Source organism: Traorella sp. mt218 (genome assembly GCF_055420025.1).
On the sequence record NZ_JBVAYM010000027.1, the window covers coordinates 1 to 18149 of the forward strand.

18 protein-coding genes are annotated in these 18149 nt (G+C 40.2%); all 18 read right to left on the reverse strand.

Annotated elements, in window-relative coordinates:
* Positions 1-73: 73 nt before the first annotated feature.
* A complete protein-coding gene (locus tag ACZYT3_RS11080; RefSeq protein ID WP_294561819.1) occupies positions 74-2668 on the reverse strand; it encodes a calcium-translocating P-type ATPase, PMCA-type in 2595 nt (864 codons plus the stop codon).
* 202 nt (positions 2669-2870) lie between these two features.
* Positions 2871-3134 (reverse strand): metal-sensing transcriptional repressor, encoded by a 264-nt coding sequence (locus ACZYT3_RS11085; protein ID WP_464088692.1) that lies wholly within the window; start codon positions 3132-3134, stop codon positions 2871-2873.
* Positions 3121-5658, reverse strand: a complete 2538-nt coding sequence (locus tag ACZYT3_RS11090) for a heavy metal translocating P-type ATPase (RefSeq protein ID WP_464088693.1) — start codon at positions 5656-5658, stop codon at positions 3121-3123. The genes ACZYT3_RS11085 and ACZYT3_RS11090 overlap by 14 nt, the downstream gene beginning before the upstream one ends.
* Positions 5659-5750: 92 nt before the next feature.
* A complete protein-coding gene (locus ACZYT3_RS11095) occupies positions 5751-6311 on the reverse strand; it encodes a GrpB family protein (protein WP_294561822.1) in 561 nt (186 codons plus the stop codon).
* 8 nt (positions 6312-6319) lie between these two features.
* The gene (locus ACZYT3_RS11100; protein ID WP_464088694.1) at positions 6320-6796 is read right to left on the reverse strand and encodes an NUDIX hydrolase; all 477 of its coding nucleotides are present in this window, start codon (positions 6794-6796) and stop codon (positions 6320-6322) included.
* Positions 6797-6976: 180 nt separating this feature from the next.
* On the reverse strand, positions 6977-8365 hold the full coding sequence (locus ACZYT3_RS11105) for a 6-phospho-beta-glucosidase (protein ID WP_464088695.1): 1389 nt from the start codon (positions 8363-8365) through the stop codon (positions 6977-6979).
* Between the two features lie 65 nt (positions 8366-8430).
* Positions 8431-9594: a MupG family TIM beta-alpha barrel fold protein gene (locus ACZYT3_RS11110; protein WP_464088696.1), complete on the reverse strand. Its 1164-nt coding sequence runs from the start codon at positions 9592-9594 to the stop codon at positions 8431-8433.
* An 8-nt stretch (positions 9595-9602) separates the two neighbouring features.
* Positions 9603-11027, reverse strand: coding sequence for a 6-phospho-beta-glucosidase (locus ACZYT3_RS11115; protein WP_294561826.1), 1425 nt, complete (start codon positions 11025-11027; stop codon positions 9603-9605).
* On the reverse strand, positions 11024-12676 hold the full coding sequence (locus ACZYT3_RS11120; protein ID WP_464088697.1) for a helix-turn-helix domain-containing protein: 1653 nt from the start codon (positions 12674-12676) through the stop codon (positions 11024-11026). The genes ACZYT3_RS11115 and ACZYT3_RS11120 overlap by 4 nt, the downstream gene beginning before the upstream one ends.
* 20 nt (positions 12677-12696) lie before the next feature.
* Positions 12697-12936: a helix-turn-helix domain-containing protein gene (locus tag ACZYT3_RS11125; RefSeq protein ID WP_464088698.1), complete on the reverse strand. Its 240-nt coding sequence runs from the start codon at positions 12934-12936 to the stop codon at positions 12697-12699.
* 33 nt (positions 12937-12969) lie between these two features.
* The gene (locus tag ACZYT3_RS11130; RefSeq protein ID WP_294561828.1) at positions 12970-14028 is read right to left on the reverse strand and encodes a tyrosine-protein phosphatase; all 1059 of its coding nucleotides are present in this window, start codon (positions 14026-14028) and stop codon (positions 12970-12972) included.
* The gene (locus ACZYT3_RS11135) at positions 14025-14516 is read right to left on the reverse strand and encodes a PTS sugar transporter subunit IIB (protein WP_464088699.1); all 492 of its coding nucleotides are present in this window, start codon (positions 14514-14516) and stop codon (positions 14025-14027) included. The genes ACZYT3_RS11130 and ACZYT3_RS11135 overlap by 4 nt, the downstream gene beginning before the upstream one ends.
* A complete protein-coding gene (locus ACZYT3_RS11140; RefSeq protein WP_464088700.1) occupies positions 14491-14937 on the reverse strand; it encodes a PTS sugar transporter subunit IIA in 447 nt (148 codons plus the stop codon). Before ACZYT3_RS11140 ends, ACZYT3_RS11135 begins: the two co-directional genes overlap by 26 nt.
* Positions 14937-15776 carry a PTS system mannose/fructose/sorbose family transporter subunit IID gene (locus ACZYT3_RS11145; protein ID WP_294561831.1) on the reverse strand — a complete coding sequence of 280 codons (840 nt, stop codon included), beginning with the start codon at positions 15774-15776 and terminating at the stop codon, positions 14937-14939. The genes ACZYT3_RS11140 and ACZYT3_RS11145 overlap by 1 nt, the downstream gene beginning before the upstream one ends.
* Complete coding sequence (locus ACZYT3_RS11150; RefSeq protein WP_294561832.1) at positions 15773-16567, reverse strand: PTS mannose/fructose/sorbose/N-acetylgalactosamine transporter subunit IIC; 795 nt, start codon at positions 16565-16567, stop codon at positions 15773-15775. Before ACZYT3_RS11150 ends, ACZYT3_RS11145 begins: the two co-directional genes overlap by 4 nt.
* Positions 16568-16732: 165 nt before the next feature.
* Positions 16733-17368 carry a DJ-1/PfpI family protein gene (locus ACZYT3_RS11155; protein WP_464088701.1) on the reverse strand — a complete coding sequence of 212 codons (636 nt, stop codon included), beginning with the start codon at positions 17366-17368 and terminating at the stop codon, positions 16733-16735.
* A complete protein-coding gene (locus tag ACZYT3_RS11160; protein ID WP_464088702.1) occupies positions 17365-17655 on the reverse strand; it encodes a DUF1905 domain-containing protein in 291 nt (96 codons plus the stop codon). The genes ACZYT3_RS11155 and ACZYT3_RS11160 overlap by 4 nt, the downstream gene beginning before the upstream one ends.
* Positions 17648-18007: a DUF2200 domain-containing protein gene (locus ACZYT3_RS11165; protein ID WP_464088703.1), complete on the reverse strand. Its 360-nt coding sequence runs from the start codon at positions 18005-18007 to the stop codon at positions 17648-17650. The genes ACZYT3_RS11160 and ACZYT3_RS11165 overlap by 8 nt, the downstream gene beginning before the upstream one ends.
* Between the last annotated feature and the right edge of the window lie 142 nt (positions 18008-18149).

The following is an 18149-nucleotide window of genomic DNA, read 5'->3' on the forward strand; positions in this document are numbered from 1 at the left end:
CTGTCCTCATGTGTCTAAATTTTGACTCTTATTTTAAAAAACCAGCAGTCATTTACGACTGCTGATATGATATTTATTTTTTGACGATACGTTTGATCAGTTTTACGATCTCGACAATGATGATCGTTGAGAAGGCCAAACCTACCGAAACAAGCACACATATTGGTGAAAGTGGTACCAGTTTAAAGATATTCGCAAAGAACGGAATATTGATGATCACGACTTGCAGGCCTGCTCCTAATAAAGCACTTCCCCACAGATACTTATTGTTGAAGATCTGTTTAGAGAAAACACTGGCATGGCTTTTCACATTGAAAGAATGGAAAAGCTGGGCAGCTGATAAGGTCACAAAGGCCATGGTCATTCCTGTTTCGTGATTGATGCTTTCTCCAAAAGCGTAAGAAATCAAGGTTAAAGTTCCTACCATGATTCCCTGCCAGATGATCGTAAACATCAGACCGTTTGAGAAGAAGTCCTCATCTTTCTTACGTGGCTGGCGATCCATGATATTTTCTTCTGTCGGTTCAAGACCCAGTGCAAATGCCGGCAAAGAGTCAGTAATCAGATTGACCCACAATAAATGAATCGGCAGCAGCGGAACACCAAAGCCGCTTCCAGGTATCACGATTGAAATCAAAGAAGCTAAGAAAATAGTCAATACTTCACCGATATTGCTGGATAAGAGATACTGTACATCCTTTTGGATGTTATCAAAGATTCCGCGGCCCTCACGAATCGAAGTAATGATCGTCGCAAAGTTGTCATCCGTCAATACCATTGCCGCCGCACTCTTGGCAACATCAGTACCCGTAATACCCATCGCACAGCCAATGTCAGCTGTTTTCAAAGCAGGAGCATCATTGACACCATCACCCGTCATAGCAACAACATGTCCCTTTGACTGCCAGGCATTGACAATTCTTACCTTATGTTCAGGAGCAACACGTGCATATACAGAGTATTCTTCGATATGCTCCATCAGCTCTTCATCGCTCATATTGCTTAATTCACTGCCACTGACAGCACGCGTTCCTTCAGTCAGGATACCGAGTTCTTTCGCAATGGCACTTGCTGTATTGATATGGTCACCTGTGATCATGATCGTACGTACACCGGCTTTTTTAGCGGTAGCAATTGCTTCCTTGGCCTCCGGACGAGGTGGATCGATCATACCGACCAAACCTACAAAGGTCAAATGATTTTCAACGGTATCAAAATCAATCGTTTCCGGCATCTTATCCCATTTACGAATGGCTACTGCCAATACACGCAACGCTTTATCTGCCATCGTATTATTGGCTTCCATGATCTTATCGACATCAGCGTTATCACATTTATTTAAGACAACATCACAGCCACCTTTAGTAATCGAAATGATTTCACCATTTACTTCATAAAACACACTCATCATCTTACGGTCAGAGTCAAAGCTAAGTTCTTCTCCTCTTTTATATGTCTTCGCAAGTTCTTCCTTAGAATAATTCTTTTTCAAAGAAGCAGCAACCAAAGCAATTTCCGTAGGATCACCGATTTCCTTGCCATCTTTGATCTGCGCATCGCTGCACAGCGTAAAATAATTCAACATCCGGATTTCATCTTCACTGTTCGCATCATCTAACGACTTTAAACCTTCCTTGCTGTAAACCTCAAGGACGGTCATCTTGTTTTGCGTCAGCGTTCCTGTCTTATCTGAACATACGATCGAAGTACTTCCCAGCGTTTCAACGGCCGGCAGTCTTCTTACGATGGCATGATGCTTGACCATCTTCTGTACAGATAAAGCTAATACGATCGTAACGATAGTTGCAAGACCTTCAGGAATTGCCGCAACTGCCAGGGCAATACTTGTCTTGAAAGCTTCCAGCAGTGATTCCAAGCCACTGAAATATTCCATGGCAAATACGATGATACAGATAGCAATACACATGATACCGATCACTTTACCGATTTCATTCAGCTTGACCTGTAACGGTGTCAATTCCTGCTTTTCATTCATCAGCATATCGGCAATCTTACCAACCTCATTCTGCATGCCCGTCGATGTAACGATGGCCCGTCCGCGTCCATAAGTGACATTACAAGACTGATAAGCCATGTTCACACGATCACCTAACGGCATATCTTCGCTTTCCAGCGGTTCTGCACTCTTATGCACCGGTACGCTTTCTCCTGTCAAGGCTGATTCATCGATCTGCAGATTATGGCTTTCAATGATGCGGGCATCACTGCCTACGCAATCTCCGGCCTCCAAAATCAACAGATCTCCTACGACCAGTTCCTTCGCATCAACGACCATCGGCTGATTGTTACGAATGACCTTGGCTGTCGGTGCGCTCAGCTTCTGCAAGGCCTCCAGGCTTTTTTCAGCCTTGCTTTCCTGCATGACACCCAGGATCGCATTGACCATGACAACGACCAGGATGATCAAGCTATCGATCCATTCTCCCGGCTCTACTGCAATCGATACCACCGCTGCAATCAGCAGTATGATCACCAGCGTATCCTTAAATTGATTTAAAAACTTGATCAAAAGGCTTTCCTTTTTCTGCTCCGCCAGCTCATTGTAGCCGTTTTCCTCAAGTCTTTTCGCAACCTGAGCACTTGTCAGACCACTCTGCGCGCTGGTATCCAGTGCTTCTTCAATCTGTTTTGTCGTTTTAGTTAACATAGTTCCTCCCAACTAAAATAAAAAACCCTTATCCACAACATGTTGAATAAAGGTCTTGCTTATCATCAAAGATAATCACATCCGGCTTTTTAGAAGCGTGTTGACGAATGTAATAATGAATTTCTTCATCAGCTACTCCCCCTTATATCGGGTTTTTATACAGATGAAATAATACCATACCACAAACTCTACGTCAACAGATTTATTTGTACATTTTTTCCAGTATGTCGATGATCTCATTCACCTTTTCTTCGCCATTTCCTTCTTCAAACGCTTCTTTTACACAGTGAGTCATATGTGCCCGCAGAATTTCATTGTTCACCTTGTTCAAAATCGCCTGCGCTGCCATGATCTGTGTTGAAATATCAATACAGTAACGATCCTCTTCGATCATTTTTGAAATACCGTTCAGCTGTCCTTTTGCCGTATTCAGCAAACGCGTGATTTTTTTCTTATCTGCTCTCATAAGGCTCGATGCTTACGACTTTATAGCCCTCTTCCTCCACTTTTGATCGGATCAGATCATCACTGATTTCCTGTGGACTGGTTACGATTGCATGATGCTCATCCAGAGAAACCTCCACGCTGACACCTTCAATGCTTTTCAAGGCTTTCTCCACATGGTGAACACAATTCATACACATCATACCTTCAATTTTAACTAACTTCTGATTCATCTTTTTCTCCTCCTTAACTTCTTTCATTTCAGTCTTAACTGCTTTATCAGCTTTTACTTCATGGGCTGAATCAAACTTAAACCTTCTTAAACGCAATGCATTTGTCACGACCGATACCGAGCTGAAGCTCATGGCTGCCGCTCCGATCATCGGATTCAGCTTCCATCCAAGCAACGGATAGAAGACGCCCGCTGCCAATGGAATCAGTACAGCATTGTAAATAAAGGCCCAGAACAGGTTTTCCTTGATATTGCGCATCGTCGCCCTGCTCAGCTTAAACATATTGCTGACATCCAGCAGATCATCCTTCATCAAAACGATCTGGGCACTTTCCAAAGCAATATCACTGCCGGCACCGATAGCGATGCCCACATCAGCCGTTGTCAGTGCCAAAGCATCATTGATACCGTCACCAACCATGGCTACCAGTTGTCCATCCTTTTGATATCGTCTGACGACATCGGCCTTTTCACTAGGCAATACCTCAGCAATGACTTCATCAACGCCACATTGTTTCTGAATCGCCAGCGCACTCTTTTGATGATCACCGGTCACCATGACCACCTTGATACCCTGCTTCTGCAGCTTGGCAATCGCTTCAACGCTGGATTCTTTGATCGTATCCAGACAGGCGATGATACCTAAGATCTTATCCTTTCTGGCAAAAACTAACGGTGTCTTGCCTTCATCGGCCAATTGAAGCATTTTATCTTCTATCTTGCTTAAATCAATACCGCTTTCTTTCATGAAAGCCGCATTGCCGCCATAAACCATCTCTCCGTCAATCTCACCTTTGACACCCTTGCCGAAAACAGCTTCAAAATTCTGAATCTTCGCTTCTGAAACATGCATTTCTTTAGCCTTATCCATGATTGCTTTGGCTAACGGATGCTCACTGCTCTTCTCTAAGGAAGCCGCTATGCTTAACAGATCATCATCAAAAGAAATGATATCGCTCACGCTTGGATGACCGCTTGTGATCGTACCCGTCTTATCCAAAAGAACAGTTTTTACCTTATGAGCAAGCTCCAAAGCTTCACTGGACTTAATCAGGATACCATTGGAAGCACCTTTGCCCATACCTACCATGATCGCAACCGGCGTTGCCAGTCCCAATGCACACGGACAGGAAATTACCAAGACGCTGATAGCAATCGACAAGGCAAACTCAAACGTCTGACCTACAGCCAGCCATACGATAAGGCTCACCAATGAAATTAAGATCACGACCGGTACAAAGATTCCGGAAATCTGATCGGCCAGTTTAGCGATCGGTGCCTTGGATGAGCTGGCTTCTTCCACCAGTTTGATCATCTGAGCCAAGGTCGTATCACTGCCTACCTTGGTTGCTTCAAACTTCACCGTTCCTTCCAGATTGATCGTCGCACAAGTCAAACGATCATCTTTTCCTTTGGCGACCGGCATACTTTCACCCGTAATGGCACTTTCATCAAAGCTGGAATTTCCTTCAATGACAACTCCATCGACCGGTACGCTCATTCCCGGCTTTAACACGATGATATCGCCTACCTTAACCTCTTCGATAGGCACGCTTACTTCCTGACCATCTTTAAAAAGAATCGCTTCTTTGGCCGAAAGGCTCATCAGCTTCTGGATAGCTTCGCTCGTCTTTCCCTTAGATTTCGTTTCTAAATATTTACCTAAGGTAATCAATGTCAGAATCATCGCAGCCCCTTCAAAATAAAGCTCCATATGATATCTCTCAACAAGAGCCATATCCATATGTCCCAAGCCATAACCCAACATATAAATTGCATAGATACCATAGATAAATGAAGCCCCTGAACCAATGGCAATCAGCGAATCCATATTTGGCGAACGATGAAATAAGGCCTTAAAACCATTGATAAAATATTTTTGATTGATGATCAATACCGGCAGACACAACAAGAACTGGGTAAATGCGAAAATCAATGCATTTTCATGTCCTAATAAAATTGCCGGCAGCGGCAATCCCACCATATGACCCATTGATACATAAAACAGCGGGATCATAAAGATCAAAGAGGCAATAAAACGTTTCTTCATGCCCTCGCTCTCATCCTCATGAGTCACATCTGCTGTCTTTGCATGATCTGCCTGATTCGGCAACGTGGCCCCATAACCGGTATTTACGACACAATCAATGATTTTCTGATCATTCAGCTTCTTCTCATCATAGCTGACCTGCATATGATTGGTCAGAAGATTTACGCTGACCTGTTCAACACCATCTAATTGCGATACATTTTTTTCAATTCTTGAGGAACATGCGGCACAGCTCATCCCCTGAATATCAAAATCCTGTTTCATATAATCCCTCCTGACACCCCCATAGGGTATCTATATTGTAGCTCCCCTCTTATTATCTGTCAATTTATTTGATTCATCATTTTTTATTTTTTTCATCCTTCTATTGCCCGATCCATGATCTTTTGAATAACTTCACTTTTCGCATCCGCATAATTCTGAACATACTTCCATTTCTTTTGCGCAAGTTCTTTCTTCGTCTTTTCATAAAGCTCTTTTGCCTCATGATGACTGCGCAGATAATCTCTAAAAATCAAATACTTATCAATTTCCTTTGATCCTTTTGAAAAAACATGCAAGTTGATATCCGTATCCACTCCCTTAAACATATGATGATCTTCAAAATCAGGCTCTTTGATCCTTAAAACATACCCATACTGACATAAGGCCTCCATATAATCTTCTTCTCGTCCTGCATCTTCCACAACAAGCAAGATATCAATGATCGGCTTGGCACACAGACCCATCACTGAGGTTGATCCGATATGTTCGATCATCAAGGCTTTTTCTTTTAATATATCGGATATTCGCTTTCTTTCCCTTTCAAATAAGAAAGGCCACCTTTCATCATAGTCCACTAAAAGAATCGTTTGATTATGTTCTTTTTGACCACTTACAATACATTTTTCAATATATTCATCACTCAAAGCTTTCATAAAATCTCCTATTCATATTCATACAGCATTTCCAGATGTTCAGGTAAATCAAATATCTTTTCCTTTAGAAATAACGGATAACAATATTCCCTGGCAATCCTGTCAAAAGAAATCCATTCAAACGTAAAACGATGACCATTTTCATTTAAAACAAATGTATTTCCTCTTGAGAATCTATCACTCTTTGAAACATCCACCAGAAAATAAAGACAACATTCATGAAAATGCTCATGGCTGACATCTTCCTCAAAAAAGCTTTGACATAACCACAATGGCCGTACGATTTTGCCATCAACGCCTGATTCTTCTTTCAATTCTCTTAAAAGTGCCGCTTCTGCTGTTTCATTCATCTTGACCCTGCCACCCGGCAGGTAATAATAAGGCGTTTGTTCATCCTTCATCATCAATATTTTTTGTTCGTGAATCATAATAGCTCCGACACGATAATTAAATCTGCCTTCTTTTGTCTTAAATGAAAGATCCATAAGATTACCCTCCCTCTTCATTATACAATAAAAAGGCTGTAAGCTCCTAATTACACATCAGGTTTCTTTACAGCCACTTTCATCATTATTAGTTCTATATCTTTATTTAAAGAATAACGTACCTCTTCTTTCCCATTATATTTCATTAAGGTCAAATTACTCATTTAAATGCTTTTTATATTACTTCATCAATTCACGAACGACAGAATCTTTCGGCATCACACCTTTTTTCTTCAATTCATTGATCTTATCAGCAAATTTAGGCAGATATTTCTCATGAGCAATTAACAATTCATCCAATACCTGTCTGGCATCATCACCAGAAGGGATGAGCGGATTAAGGATAAAGGCTTGCAGAAGCAATCCATAATCGCCTGTTACTGCCGCTTCTTCTACACATAATTCCATATTTTTCATAACTTGCAGCCATCCCCTTTGTGCCGGCTTTAAAGGTCCAAAAGAAATTGCCCGTGCTCCAGCAGCCCCAATAAAAGAAGATACTTCAACTGCACAATCCGCCGGCAAATCAGGAAGAGCACCGTTATTACGAGTCGTTACGACCAAATGTGTATTACTATTTGTATAAATAGATACGATCGTTTCACATGCAGCATCTGAATAATGAGCTCCGCCACGTTTTGATAATTGTTCAGGCATTTCCTTTAAATCAGGATCTTTATATAATTCAAATAATTCAGATTCGACTTGCTTTACAACCTGTCCACGACATTTATTATCATTATAATCTTCTAATAGATGTGCCAGCATTTCCTGATAACGATAGTAATAGAGATGGTACGGACAAGGGATCATGTCCATCTGATACAATTGTTCTTTGTAGAATGGCAAATCTTGTATATTAGCAGGAGTTCCTGTATCTGCTTTTCCTTCTACAATTTTATCAATGATGTCTTTAGTAATATCATTTCCTTTTCGATCAAATACTTTATGCCAATGAAAATGATTTAAACCGGCAAATTTAAATACGACATCATCTTGTGTCAAGTTCAACATAGCCGGCTCTTTCAGCATCAGTCCGATTGGAACATTACATAAACCGATAACCTTTTCCCAATGACCATATCGCAATACCGACTCTGTAACCATGCCGCTTGGATTGGTAAAGTTGATCAGCCATGCATCCGGACACAGTTCCTTCATATCTTCCACAATACTTAAGATTACCGGAATAGTTCTCAATGCTTTGAATATTCCTCCTGCACCGTTTGTTTCCTGTCCCATCAATCCATAAGATAATGGAATTCTTTCATCTTTGATCCTGGCATTTAATAATCCTACCCTAAATTGCGTCGTAACAAAATCAGCGTCTTTTAATGCTTCTCTTCGATCAAGAGTTAAATAAACCTTCACATCATAAGGTGAAGCGTCCCACATTCTTTGGGCCATTTTTCCTACAATTTCAAGTTTTTCTTTTCCTTCTTCAATATCTACCAGCCAAATTTCACGAATTGGCATTTTCTCATATCTTTTTATAAAACCATTCATCAATTCCGGAGTATAACTGCTTCCTCCGCCAATCGTTACAATTTTAACGCCTTCTTTATTCATATGTTTTTTCCTTTCATTTTGAAAATATCAAGACAGTATCACCAACAAAATTACGATTCCGACCGTCATTCCATAAAGGTAAAAACATCCTTCGCTTTAATATGATCCAAGATCATAATTTCTTCATCAGCAATTCTTCCTAATAGATTGCGCTGTCCGTCAGCCTCCATATCCTTTAAGACGATCTGCAATTCTCCTCGGTAATGTTTCAGATTGTCATTGACAATTACGACATCTCCCCGTGTAAAATATTTCTTTTCACAGGTTCTTGGCGGAATGTCACGGTTTCTATAAAACATTCGCGGCCAGCGATCCCGAAGCATATAATGCAGGCAATCTCCCATATCTGTATGGATGGGATAATCTAACAAGATTTCTTTTTCGATATCCCTGATACCCTCTTCCATATGGATCTTAAACGGAATACGAGTGATATCTCCATGTGGCAGCATATCTGCCGCCATGCCCAATTCTTCATGATATGGGACATGGATCCATGCTTTTTTCATCACTGTATCAATAGCTTTCATTTCCGCTTCACTGGCAAAGACATTGCCTATGATCACTTCATCGACATTTTTCAATGCCAGACAATGTTTCAGCTGTACTTCGATCGGCAATAAACGATGTTCCTCGATCGTCGGCAAACCGTCACTCAGCGGCCATGGCCCATGGGTTCCTTTTTGTTGCGAACTGATGAAGATCGCTACGGGAATATTTCTTTCTTTCCAGTATTCATTCTGCCGGATGACAGCTTCAAGTGAAGGTGCTGAATACTTCTGCGGATAAAAATTATGACAGACCTTCATCCGCTTGATATCAGCACCGTTTTTAACTGCTTTCCCAATCGCTTCCACAAATACATTGGACATTTCAATATCAATGCCTTCTGCATTATTGATCAGCGCTACATCTCTTTCATCACCATAAGGAACATCCATTCTGATGCTGTCTATTCCCATTTCTTTGAATACCTTCAGATTTTTTTCATCGGCACCCATCTTTTTCATGAAAGCTGTATTACAATCACCGCAGACCTTCATATTACAGCGATGTGCCAATGCAGTCAGTTTTTTGAAATAATCAATGACTTCCTCCCTGCTTCCTTCTACAGAAAACAGGCTCGTAAATACTTTGGTAAAGCCGTAATGAGAAGCCATATTCAAATAATTCTCTATATCTTCTAATTTTTCCTGTTCCGGATAAAGTGATACACCGCAAGTAACCATAAATTCACCTAATCCAGATCTTCACCATTGGAAGCAATCACTTTTTTATACCATTCAAAGCTCTTCTTCTTGCTTCTCTTTAAGCTTCCTTTTCCTTCATCATCCTTATCTACATAGATGAATCCATACCGCTTGCTCATCTCTCCTGTTCCTGCTGATACCAGATCGATCGGTCCCCATGTCGTATAGCCTAACAGCTCCACGCCATCGATCTCGATTGCTTCCTTCATCGCCTTGATATGCTCCCTTAAATATGCGATGCGATAATCATCTTCTACATACCCATTCGCATCTGCCTCATCCTTTGCTCCTAAGCCGTTCTCGACGATGAACAATGGCTTCTGATAGCGGTCATATAAGTCATTCATCGTGATCCTCAGTCCCAGCGGATCGATCTGCCATCCCCATTCGCTTGCTTTCAAATACGGATTCTTTACCGACTCAAAGATATTTCCCGCTGTCTTCTCGCTTTCATGCTTATAGGCCGCTACTCTTGATGAATAATAGCTGAAGGATATAAAATCAACCGTATTCTCTTTCAAGATTTCCTTATCATTCTCTTTATACGGTATTTCAAAACCATTTCTCTCAAACTCCTTTAAGGCATAGTTTGGATATGCTCCCCGTGACTGCACATCAATAAAGAAATAATTTTCATGATTATTCTTGATTGCTTCAAACACATCTTCCGGCTTACATGAATACGGATAATAGGAACCTGCTGCCAGCATGCAGCCGATCTTATTCTCACGATCGATCTCATGGCCGATTCTTACTGCCCATGCACTTGCCACCAGTTCATGATGTGCCGCTGTATAAAGCGTCTTATATCTGTCCTCACCTTCTTCAAAACAAATACCTGCTCCCATAAACGGTGCATGAAGCAGCATATTGATCTCATTGAAGGTCAGCCAGTATTTCACCAGTCCTTTATAACGCGTAAATAAGACCGTGACCAGCTTTTTATAAAAATCGACCAGCTTGCGGTTACGCCATCCGCCATATTCCTTGATCAGATGCATCGGACAGTCAAAATGAGTGATCGTTACTAAAGGTTCGATCCCATATTTATGACATTCCTTAAACAGATCCTCATAGAATTTCAATCCTTCTTCATTCGCTTCTTCCTCATCGCCTTTTGGAAAGATCCTTGACCATGCGATCGATAAACGATAGGTCTTAAAACCCATCTCTCCAAACAAAGCAATATCTTCCTTATAGCGATGATACATATCGATGGCCTCTTTTGCCGGATAGTAATACCCTTCTTCAAAGTCGAACATCTTTCTCTGACCGCTGACAACACGCCAGCGTTCACTGCCATGGGGGATCACATCGACATTGGCAAGACCTCTTCCGCCTTCATCATAACCGCCCTCACACTGATTGGCAGCCGTTGCACCGCCCCATAAAAATCCTTCCGGAAAGCTCATTGTTTATTCCTCCTTCTACTTTGCATATGATGCAAATGATTTGAATCTATTCGTTTTTGTATTCTTCTAAGAGATGAATCACCCTGTTTGATAGTAGTGATATTAAATTTTGGATCTACTATGGCAACCTGTATCTCATAACAATTCATGCCATGAATCGTTAATGGGTGATCGAAATGAAAATGAAAAGATGAATATCTTAATTCCCTGTTCCACAATAAACAAATGATATATGGATCAAACTGAAAATGCTGCGCATTGATCGATATCATTCTATCTAACATAGATTCACAATTCGTTTCATTATACCCGAAGCTATTCAATATATGTGCCATTTCCCGAATACCCTGATTGTTTTCATTTGAAAGGTGGATCTCGATCTTATTTTCCAGTTTTTTAACCGAAAAGTTTTTGATCTGGTGACGTGACAAAAGCTTGGAGTATAAGACCTCATTTGATATGTGCTCATAGTGTTCCAAATATATGATTTGTGAATGATTATCATTCGCATTCATCTTATTGGCACCTAAAATGATGATATTATCATACCGGCTCAGATCAACGGCTTCAATTTCGTAATAACTGAAAAAAGACATCTCGATATCATATTTTCTTAAAAACTCTGCCAATTTATAGTAATACGTTTCTGCCGCTCCTTTACCATGCAGTGAAAAGATAGCCAGATGTATCTTCTTATATTTATTTTGAATAGAAAAGATGATTCCATAATTACGGACCGTCAGATCGACCAGTTCTATATTATTATAAGAAACACCTAAAAGATCCTTGATCTTTTCCAGGATACAAATGCTTAATGACCATGATAAAGGTGCATTTTTCAATGAATCAAAGTTATTGATCTGTGATATTTTCAATGAAAGATGATAATCTTTATATAAAAGCAACAAGATAATATTCTGACAGATCATCTTCATGATCGTATCCTGTTTATGCAAATCAAGATGATACATCTCCATCAACTGTGAGCATACCTCATCAAGCAATACCTTCGGTTGCCTGCTTAAATGCAAATATTCGATATCTTCTATTGAAAGATCTTCGATACCGCTGATTATCAGCAAATAAATAAAATGAGCACAGGAAGCATGGATATGCATGACCTGGCAGATTTCTTCGGCACATGCATAACAAAGACTTCGATCTGCCCCAATGACTTCCTGATACGTGGGATCTGCATGTGCGATCTGTATCAGGCAAAAAAAGTATAGATCGATAAAATACTGATCCTTGATATTCAAACGATACTTATGAAAGCATGCAAGCAGCTTTTCACGCACCTCTTTTAAGATATCAGGCTGGATACCATACTGTCTGAATGCCATCGGTTCAAGATAAAATTCATCTTCATAGATATCATAGATATCACAAAAATCAATCAATGCACTGCGTATCTGATAACATTCTCCCTTGATCTTCATGCCATGATAAGGAAGGGTGATCAGTTCGATTCCATATTGTGATAAGATCTGGCGAACCGCTTTCAGATCCTTCGTAAGCGTCGCCATCGAAATATACAATTCATTTTTTAATTCATGGCTTTGGATATAACCCTTTGCACATAAAAACCGACGGATAATATAAGTTATGCGCGGAGAAGCACCATACAAGATCATTAATTCATGATTCAAATATTTATGGCACTGCCTTTTCAGACATTCAAAATCTGCTCATTTCCAGCATTCTTTTTGATCTGATAACCCTTGTTGAAATTGCTTGTGATTTCTAAATGTAACCGGCATTCTCTTAGCTTCTCGTTCATATCGATCATTTCATTTTGAAACGTTCTCAACGAAATCGAACCTACTGATAAAAGATCATCTATGTCAGAGTCTTCATGATTCAACAGATGATCTAATAACTTTATTTGCCGTAAGCTAAACTCCAGCATAAATATTCTCCTTGAAATTTATTACAGCATGTTTTATTCCAGAAAATTGCTTTTCAATTTTTGAATCGTTTCATGACGGATTCCCATTTTTTGAACAGCATATTCCTGAATGCTTGAATAAGATTGATGAATTTCATCAATAGCAGCCTGCAGATAATCTTTTCTTGTATCAAAATAACTCAAAAGTACCTGAGCCACGGCTTCGTCACCATTCGCCATTTTTCGAAATTTCTCCAGATATGCCTGATTTTTCTTTTCCCTGGCACGCTGTGTCAGCAAATAATCATACATGATGATTTCTTCATCCACATCCAAAAGAGCCAGCAGCAGCATGGCTGCAAATCCCGTCCGGTCCTTGCCTCCGCGGCAATGAAAATATACAGGGATATTTTGTTCATCTGCAATTAAGTTTATTGTATCACGAAATGCCTCGATACTGTTAGCATTTCTTGTAAATTCTTTCTGCTGATGAATCATCGACTTACCGGCCAAGTCCGGATCTTGCTGAAGCTCACGTTTTATAAGATCGATATCATATTTGTGATGCATCGCTGATGGAGAAGTGGCCAGATCACCTGCCATTGCAGCGGCCTTTCCCTCAGGAATGCAATGATATTGACGTATCTGATATACCTCAGCCGGTGTATTCGGATTTTTCGTATATTCATCATAAGCTCGAAAATCAATGATCGAATGAATATCCAAGGCATGAAAAGCATCATAAGCTTCTTTATCCATGTTGTATAATTGATCGCCCCGATACAGTTTTCCCCATTTGACTCTCTTGCCTTCTTTATTGGGATAACCTCCCATATCACGAAAATTATACATTCCCTGAAGAGGCAAGATCCGATATCCGCATAACAGCGTTTCGCCATTTTCAAATTTTAATGTAAAATATTGAGGCAAAAGCGGAGAAGGAAGTGAAACGATTGTCTGACTTCCTTTTCCATTGGCTATAAGACAGTGACTGTCCGTACAGATCTGAGCGTTTTGATGCATATAAATCTCATAGGACATCTCTTTTCCATCATGAATTTCAAATGAAAGAGAATGTTCATCAACTTTATATACTTCCGCAAACATACTCATGATTTTTTATTGTTCTTCAGCACATCTAAAAGTGGTACTGGCTCATCAAAAGCAGCTACTTTATAATCAATCTTAATTCCTAAATCAAGCAATTCATAAAAGGCTTTTTCCTCCTCATCTGAAAAACAGATAAGAGGTGTATATTCATGCGTACGGGAAGCATTTGGCCGCATCCCGCCAAAATTGACTTCTTTGATTTCATTAACACCGCCCTTAACAAGCGCTAATACATCTGAAGTACTTCCTAAAATAAGGAAGGTTGATTTTCTGATCGGCTGACTGTTATAAATCTTAATAAATTTATCAACGCCAAAGACATGCACAGCCAGATCAGGAGCAGCCATTTTCATGACCTGTCCCTGTACCGGATTAGCGGCAGCGGCGTCACTGATACAGATGATCTGATCAGCATTTACATGACGCAGCCAATAAGTAGCAACCTGTCCATGAACAAATCGATCATCAATACGAACACATTTGATCGGCATCTTCTTCCATCCTTTCTTTTATTTTCTTTGATACATTTACACAAACGGTAGGTATCAAAGCTTCGATTTTCTTTTCTAATTCTTTTAGATCAGAATTCATATCTAAAAATATCTCAAGCAATACCGGTAAATTCAATCCACTGAAGACAACGACATCATTGGGATGCTCAATTGATAAATAACTTGCAATGTTCGCAGGAGTTCCGCCATAAATATCCGTGAACATCAGACATCCGTTTGTCGTATCTAAAGCTTCATATTTCTGATGTAATTCATCCAGACACTCTTCATAGCTTTTATCAGGTGTTACAGACACCACATCGACATTTTTTGGCTGGTCGCCAAGGATCATGCCGGCACTGTTTACCGCTTCAGCTGCCATAAAGCCATGGGAGGCCAGAATCACCGCACACTTTGCCATTATCCGATGATACCTGCCAATGCCAATAAAGTACCGATGATAAGAATGGCGAAAATCAAAGCGATCATGTACTTTCGAGGCATTTTCTTATTGATCAGATACAAGCCCAGCGTAGCCAGTAATGGCAATAGATTCGGCAATGCACTATCAATGAGATCCTGGATCGGAACCGTAGTTTCCTCAACGGTCAATACATAGGCAATATTCAATTTAACACTGCTTGAAATCAAACATCCTAATACGATGACACCCACCATTGTTGCAAGGTTGATGATATTATTCATCAGCTTAGCCTGATCTCCGGAGGTAATAAACTCCATACCTTTCTGATAACCTAAGATGATACCACCATATTTGATTGCGATATTAATACCATTATAAATAACAAACATTAAGATAGCACCCAGCAAATTACCCTGTAATGCATAAACCGCTCCAACGCTTCCGGCAATTGCCTGAATCGTTAATTTGAATACGGAGTCACCGATACCGGCTAAAGGACCCATCATTCCGGCTTTTACCGCAACGATTGCTTCTTTTTCATCTTCCGTCGTCGTTTCTTCCAAGGCAGCACAGATACCTAAGATCATACCTGTTGCTGTATTTTGTGACAAGAAATATTCCAAATGGCGCTTCATCGCATTCACACGCTGTTCTTTCGGCGCATCTTTATAAATTTTCTTCAATACCGGTACCATACAGAAAGCAAAGGAAATCGCCTGAGCAGTTGTTGACTGAATGGATAATCCGACACCAAACGCTTGTAAACGCCAATAAATCTTATTCAGATCCTTGCGAGTCATCTTCATTTCATGATTTACTGTTGATACTTCACTCATAGATCATATTCTCCTTCCTCTTCTGTCGTTGCTGCAGCTGCCGGTTTGCTGGCTGCTTCTTTATTCTGCATGATCCATACATAAATGGTTCCAAAAGCAAGTGCGATCAGTGTTACGGCCATCGTATCCAAGCCCATATAAGCATTTAATACGAAACCGAAGATCAAGAAAGCCCACATACCTTTCTTCATGATGATCGTCATCAGGATTGAAAGACCTACCGCCGGTAAAATACCACTGGCAGTATTCAAAGCTGTCAATACATTTGTCGGGATCGAAGATACGACCGTATCGATTACACCCTGTCCGAAATAAAGCACTAAGAATGTCGGAATCGCACGAATCAAGAACTGAACGACTGCACCGGCAATTTGAATCTGCATCAATCCGCTGAAGTTACCTGTTTCCGCAACCTTGTCTGCCCATGGCGCAAATAACTGCTTTATAAACATTGCAATTAATAATAGCTGCTGACTCAAAACCGCAACGGCTGTCGCTAATGCAACCCCTGCCGCAATACCACCGGCACCTTCACCTGAAGTAATCGCAAAAGCGGTACCAACAATTGTTCCTGTAATCATATCCGGTGTCTGATAACCGGCCATATTTCCAAGACCCATCCACATTAATTCAAGCGTCGCACCAATAATCAGTGAATTAGGTAAATCACCTAGAATGATTCCCACGACCGGCGCAACCAGCAATGGACGGCGCAGCATCTGTGGCCCCTGATCATCATATGAACAAAATCCTGCCCATAACGCAATAAGTAAAACTGTAGTTAAACTCATATTCGATTTAACCCTCCTTTATGCCTTTATTGTAAAGTAAGCGATTACATACATCAACTTACATTTATGAAGTTTTTTTACGCAATTAATTAGGACAAAATAAAAAGACATCCTTTATAACCATAAAAGAATGTCTGAACTTTAAACAAACTTATCATTTCTTCATCATCGGATATAGCTTAAATATTCTTCCATAAACTCCTTAAAATTCTCTTCACCCATTTCAAAAGTTAATTCTTCCTCTGTATATTCTTTTGTAATCCCGTTAAATAATCCCTCTTTACAATCATCAATGCCCAAGGTTTTAATGACTTCACAGGCAAATTCCCGGTACGCAAATCCCATTGCCGTAATGACATTCCCGTCTTTCACGATCGGCTGATGAACCATATTCTCATAGGGAACAAAATCTAAAAATTTCGCTATTTCATCCCACATACCGCTTGTAAAGCGCACATTTTCCAAAAGCCCTGCCTTCGCCAAAAGCATCGGTGAAGATGAGATACCGGCTATCAGCAATTCTTTTCCCTTTAATGAACGCAAAAATGAAATATTCCTCTCATCAAATAAAGCCGGCAGCGGATCATAGAGGCCCGGCAGTATCAAACATCCATATTCATCATTAAATTCATCAAACGTCTTATTCGCAATGATCTGGAAATTATCTTCACTTTTGATTATATCCTGACTTGCCGCAAACACATCGACATCTATATCAAAATATACTTTCAACCCATCTGTCAGACAGGAAATTTCCTGCATACAGAAATAGGAATATATCATGACACCAATCTTTTTCATACATCCACCTCACTCACACATACCCATACCTTATCATTTGGATGTTTATTGATCTTATTTCGAATATCCTTACGAATCCCGATGATATAACAGATCGAACCATCTGCATTCTTGACACCCATATTGACGATACTGCCATGATACGGCTCACCATCAAAGGTCACATCAACCTTGACCCTGCCTTTTCCAAATTCTTTTCGAATATCATATGGAAAACGTACATAAGCTCCCCCTTTTTCAGGCACTGCTTCGATCACAGCTTCAAATTCATAACTTTTATTATTCATCTGATTTCCTCAAGATCTTTTCCATCGTTTTTCCCTCTGCCAGCTCATCCACCAGCTTATCTAAATAGCGAATCTCTTTCATCAATCCTTCTTCCATCTCTTCTAAGCGTACACCACAAATACGTCCTGTGATCCGTTTTCTATCAGGATTTAATGCAGGGGCCTTCCTAAAGAAATCACCATAGCTCATTTCATTTTCCAAAGCGTTGGCAATATCCTCTTCATCATAGCCGCACAGCCAATGAATGATCTCATCGACCTCCTGTTTCGTACGCCCTTTTTTCTCAGCTTTCGCAACCAATAAAGGATATACTTTAGAGAAGCTCATGGCAAATATTTTTTCATTATCCATCGTTTCCCCTCCTGATCGTTACATTTATTATAACCCAGCTTTTTCGCCTGAACAAGTCCGTAACAAAACAAGATACCAGCTTCTTCATACCTATTGTTTAAATGCGCATGCATATAAAGTCCATATGAAAAAAGCCATGTTA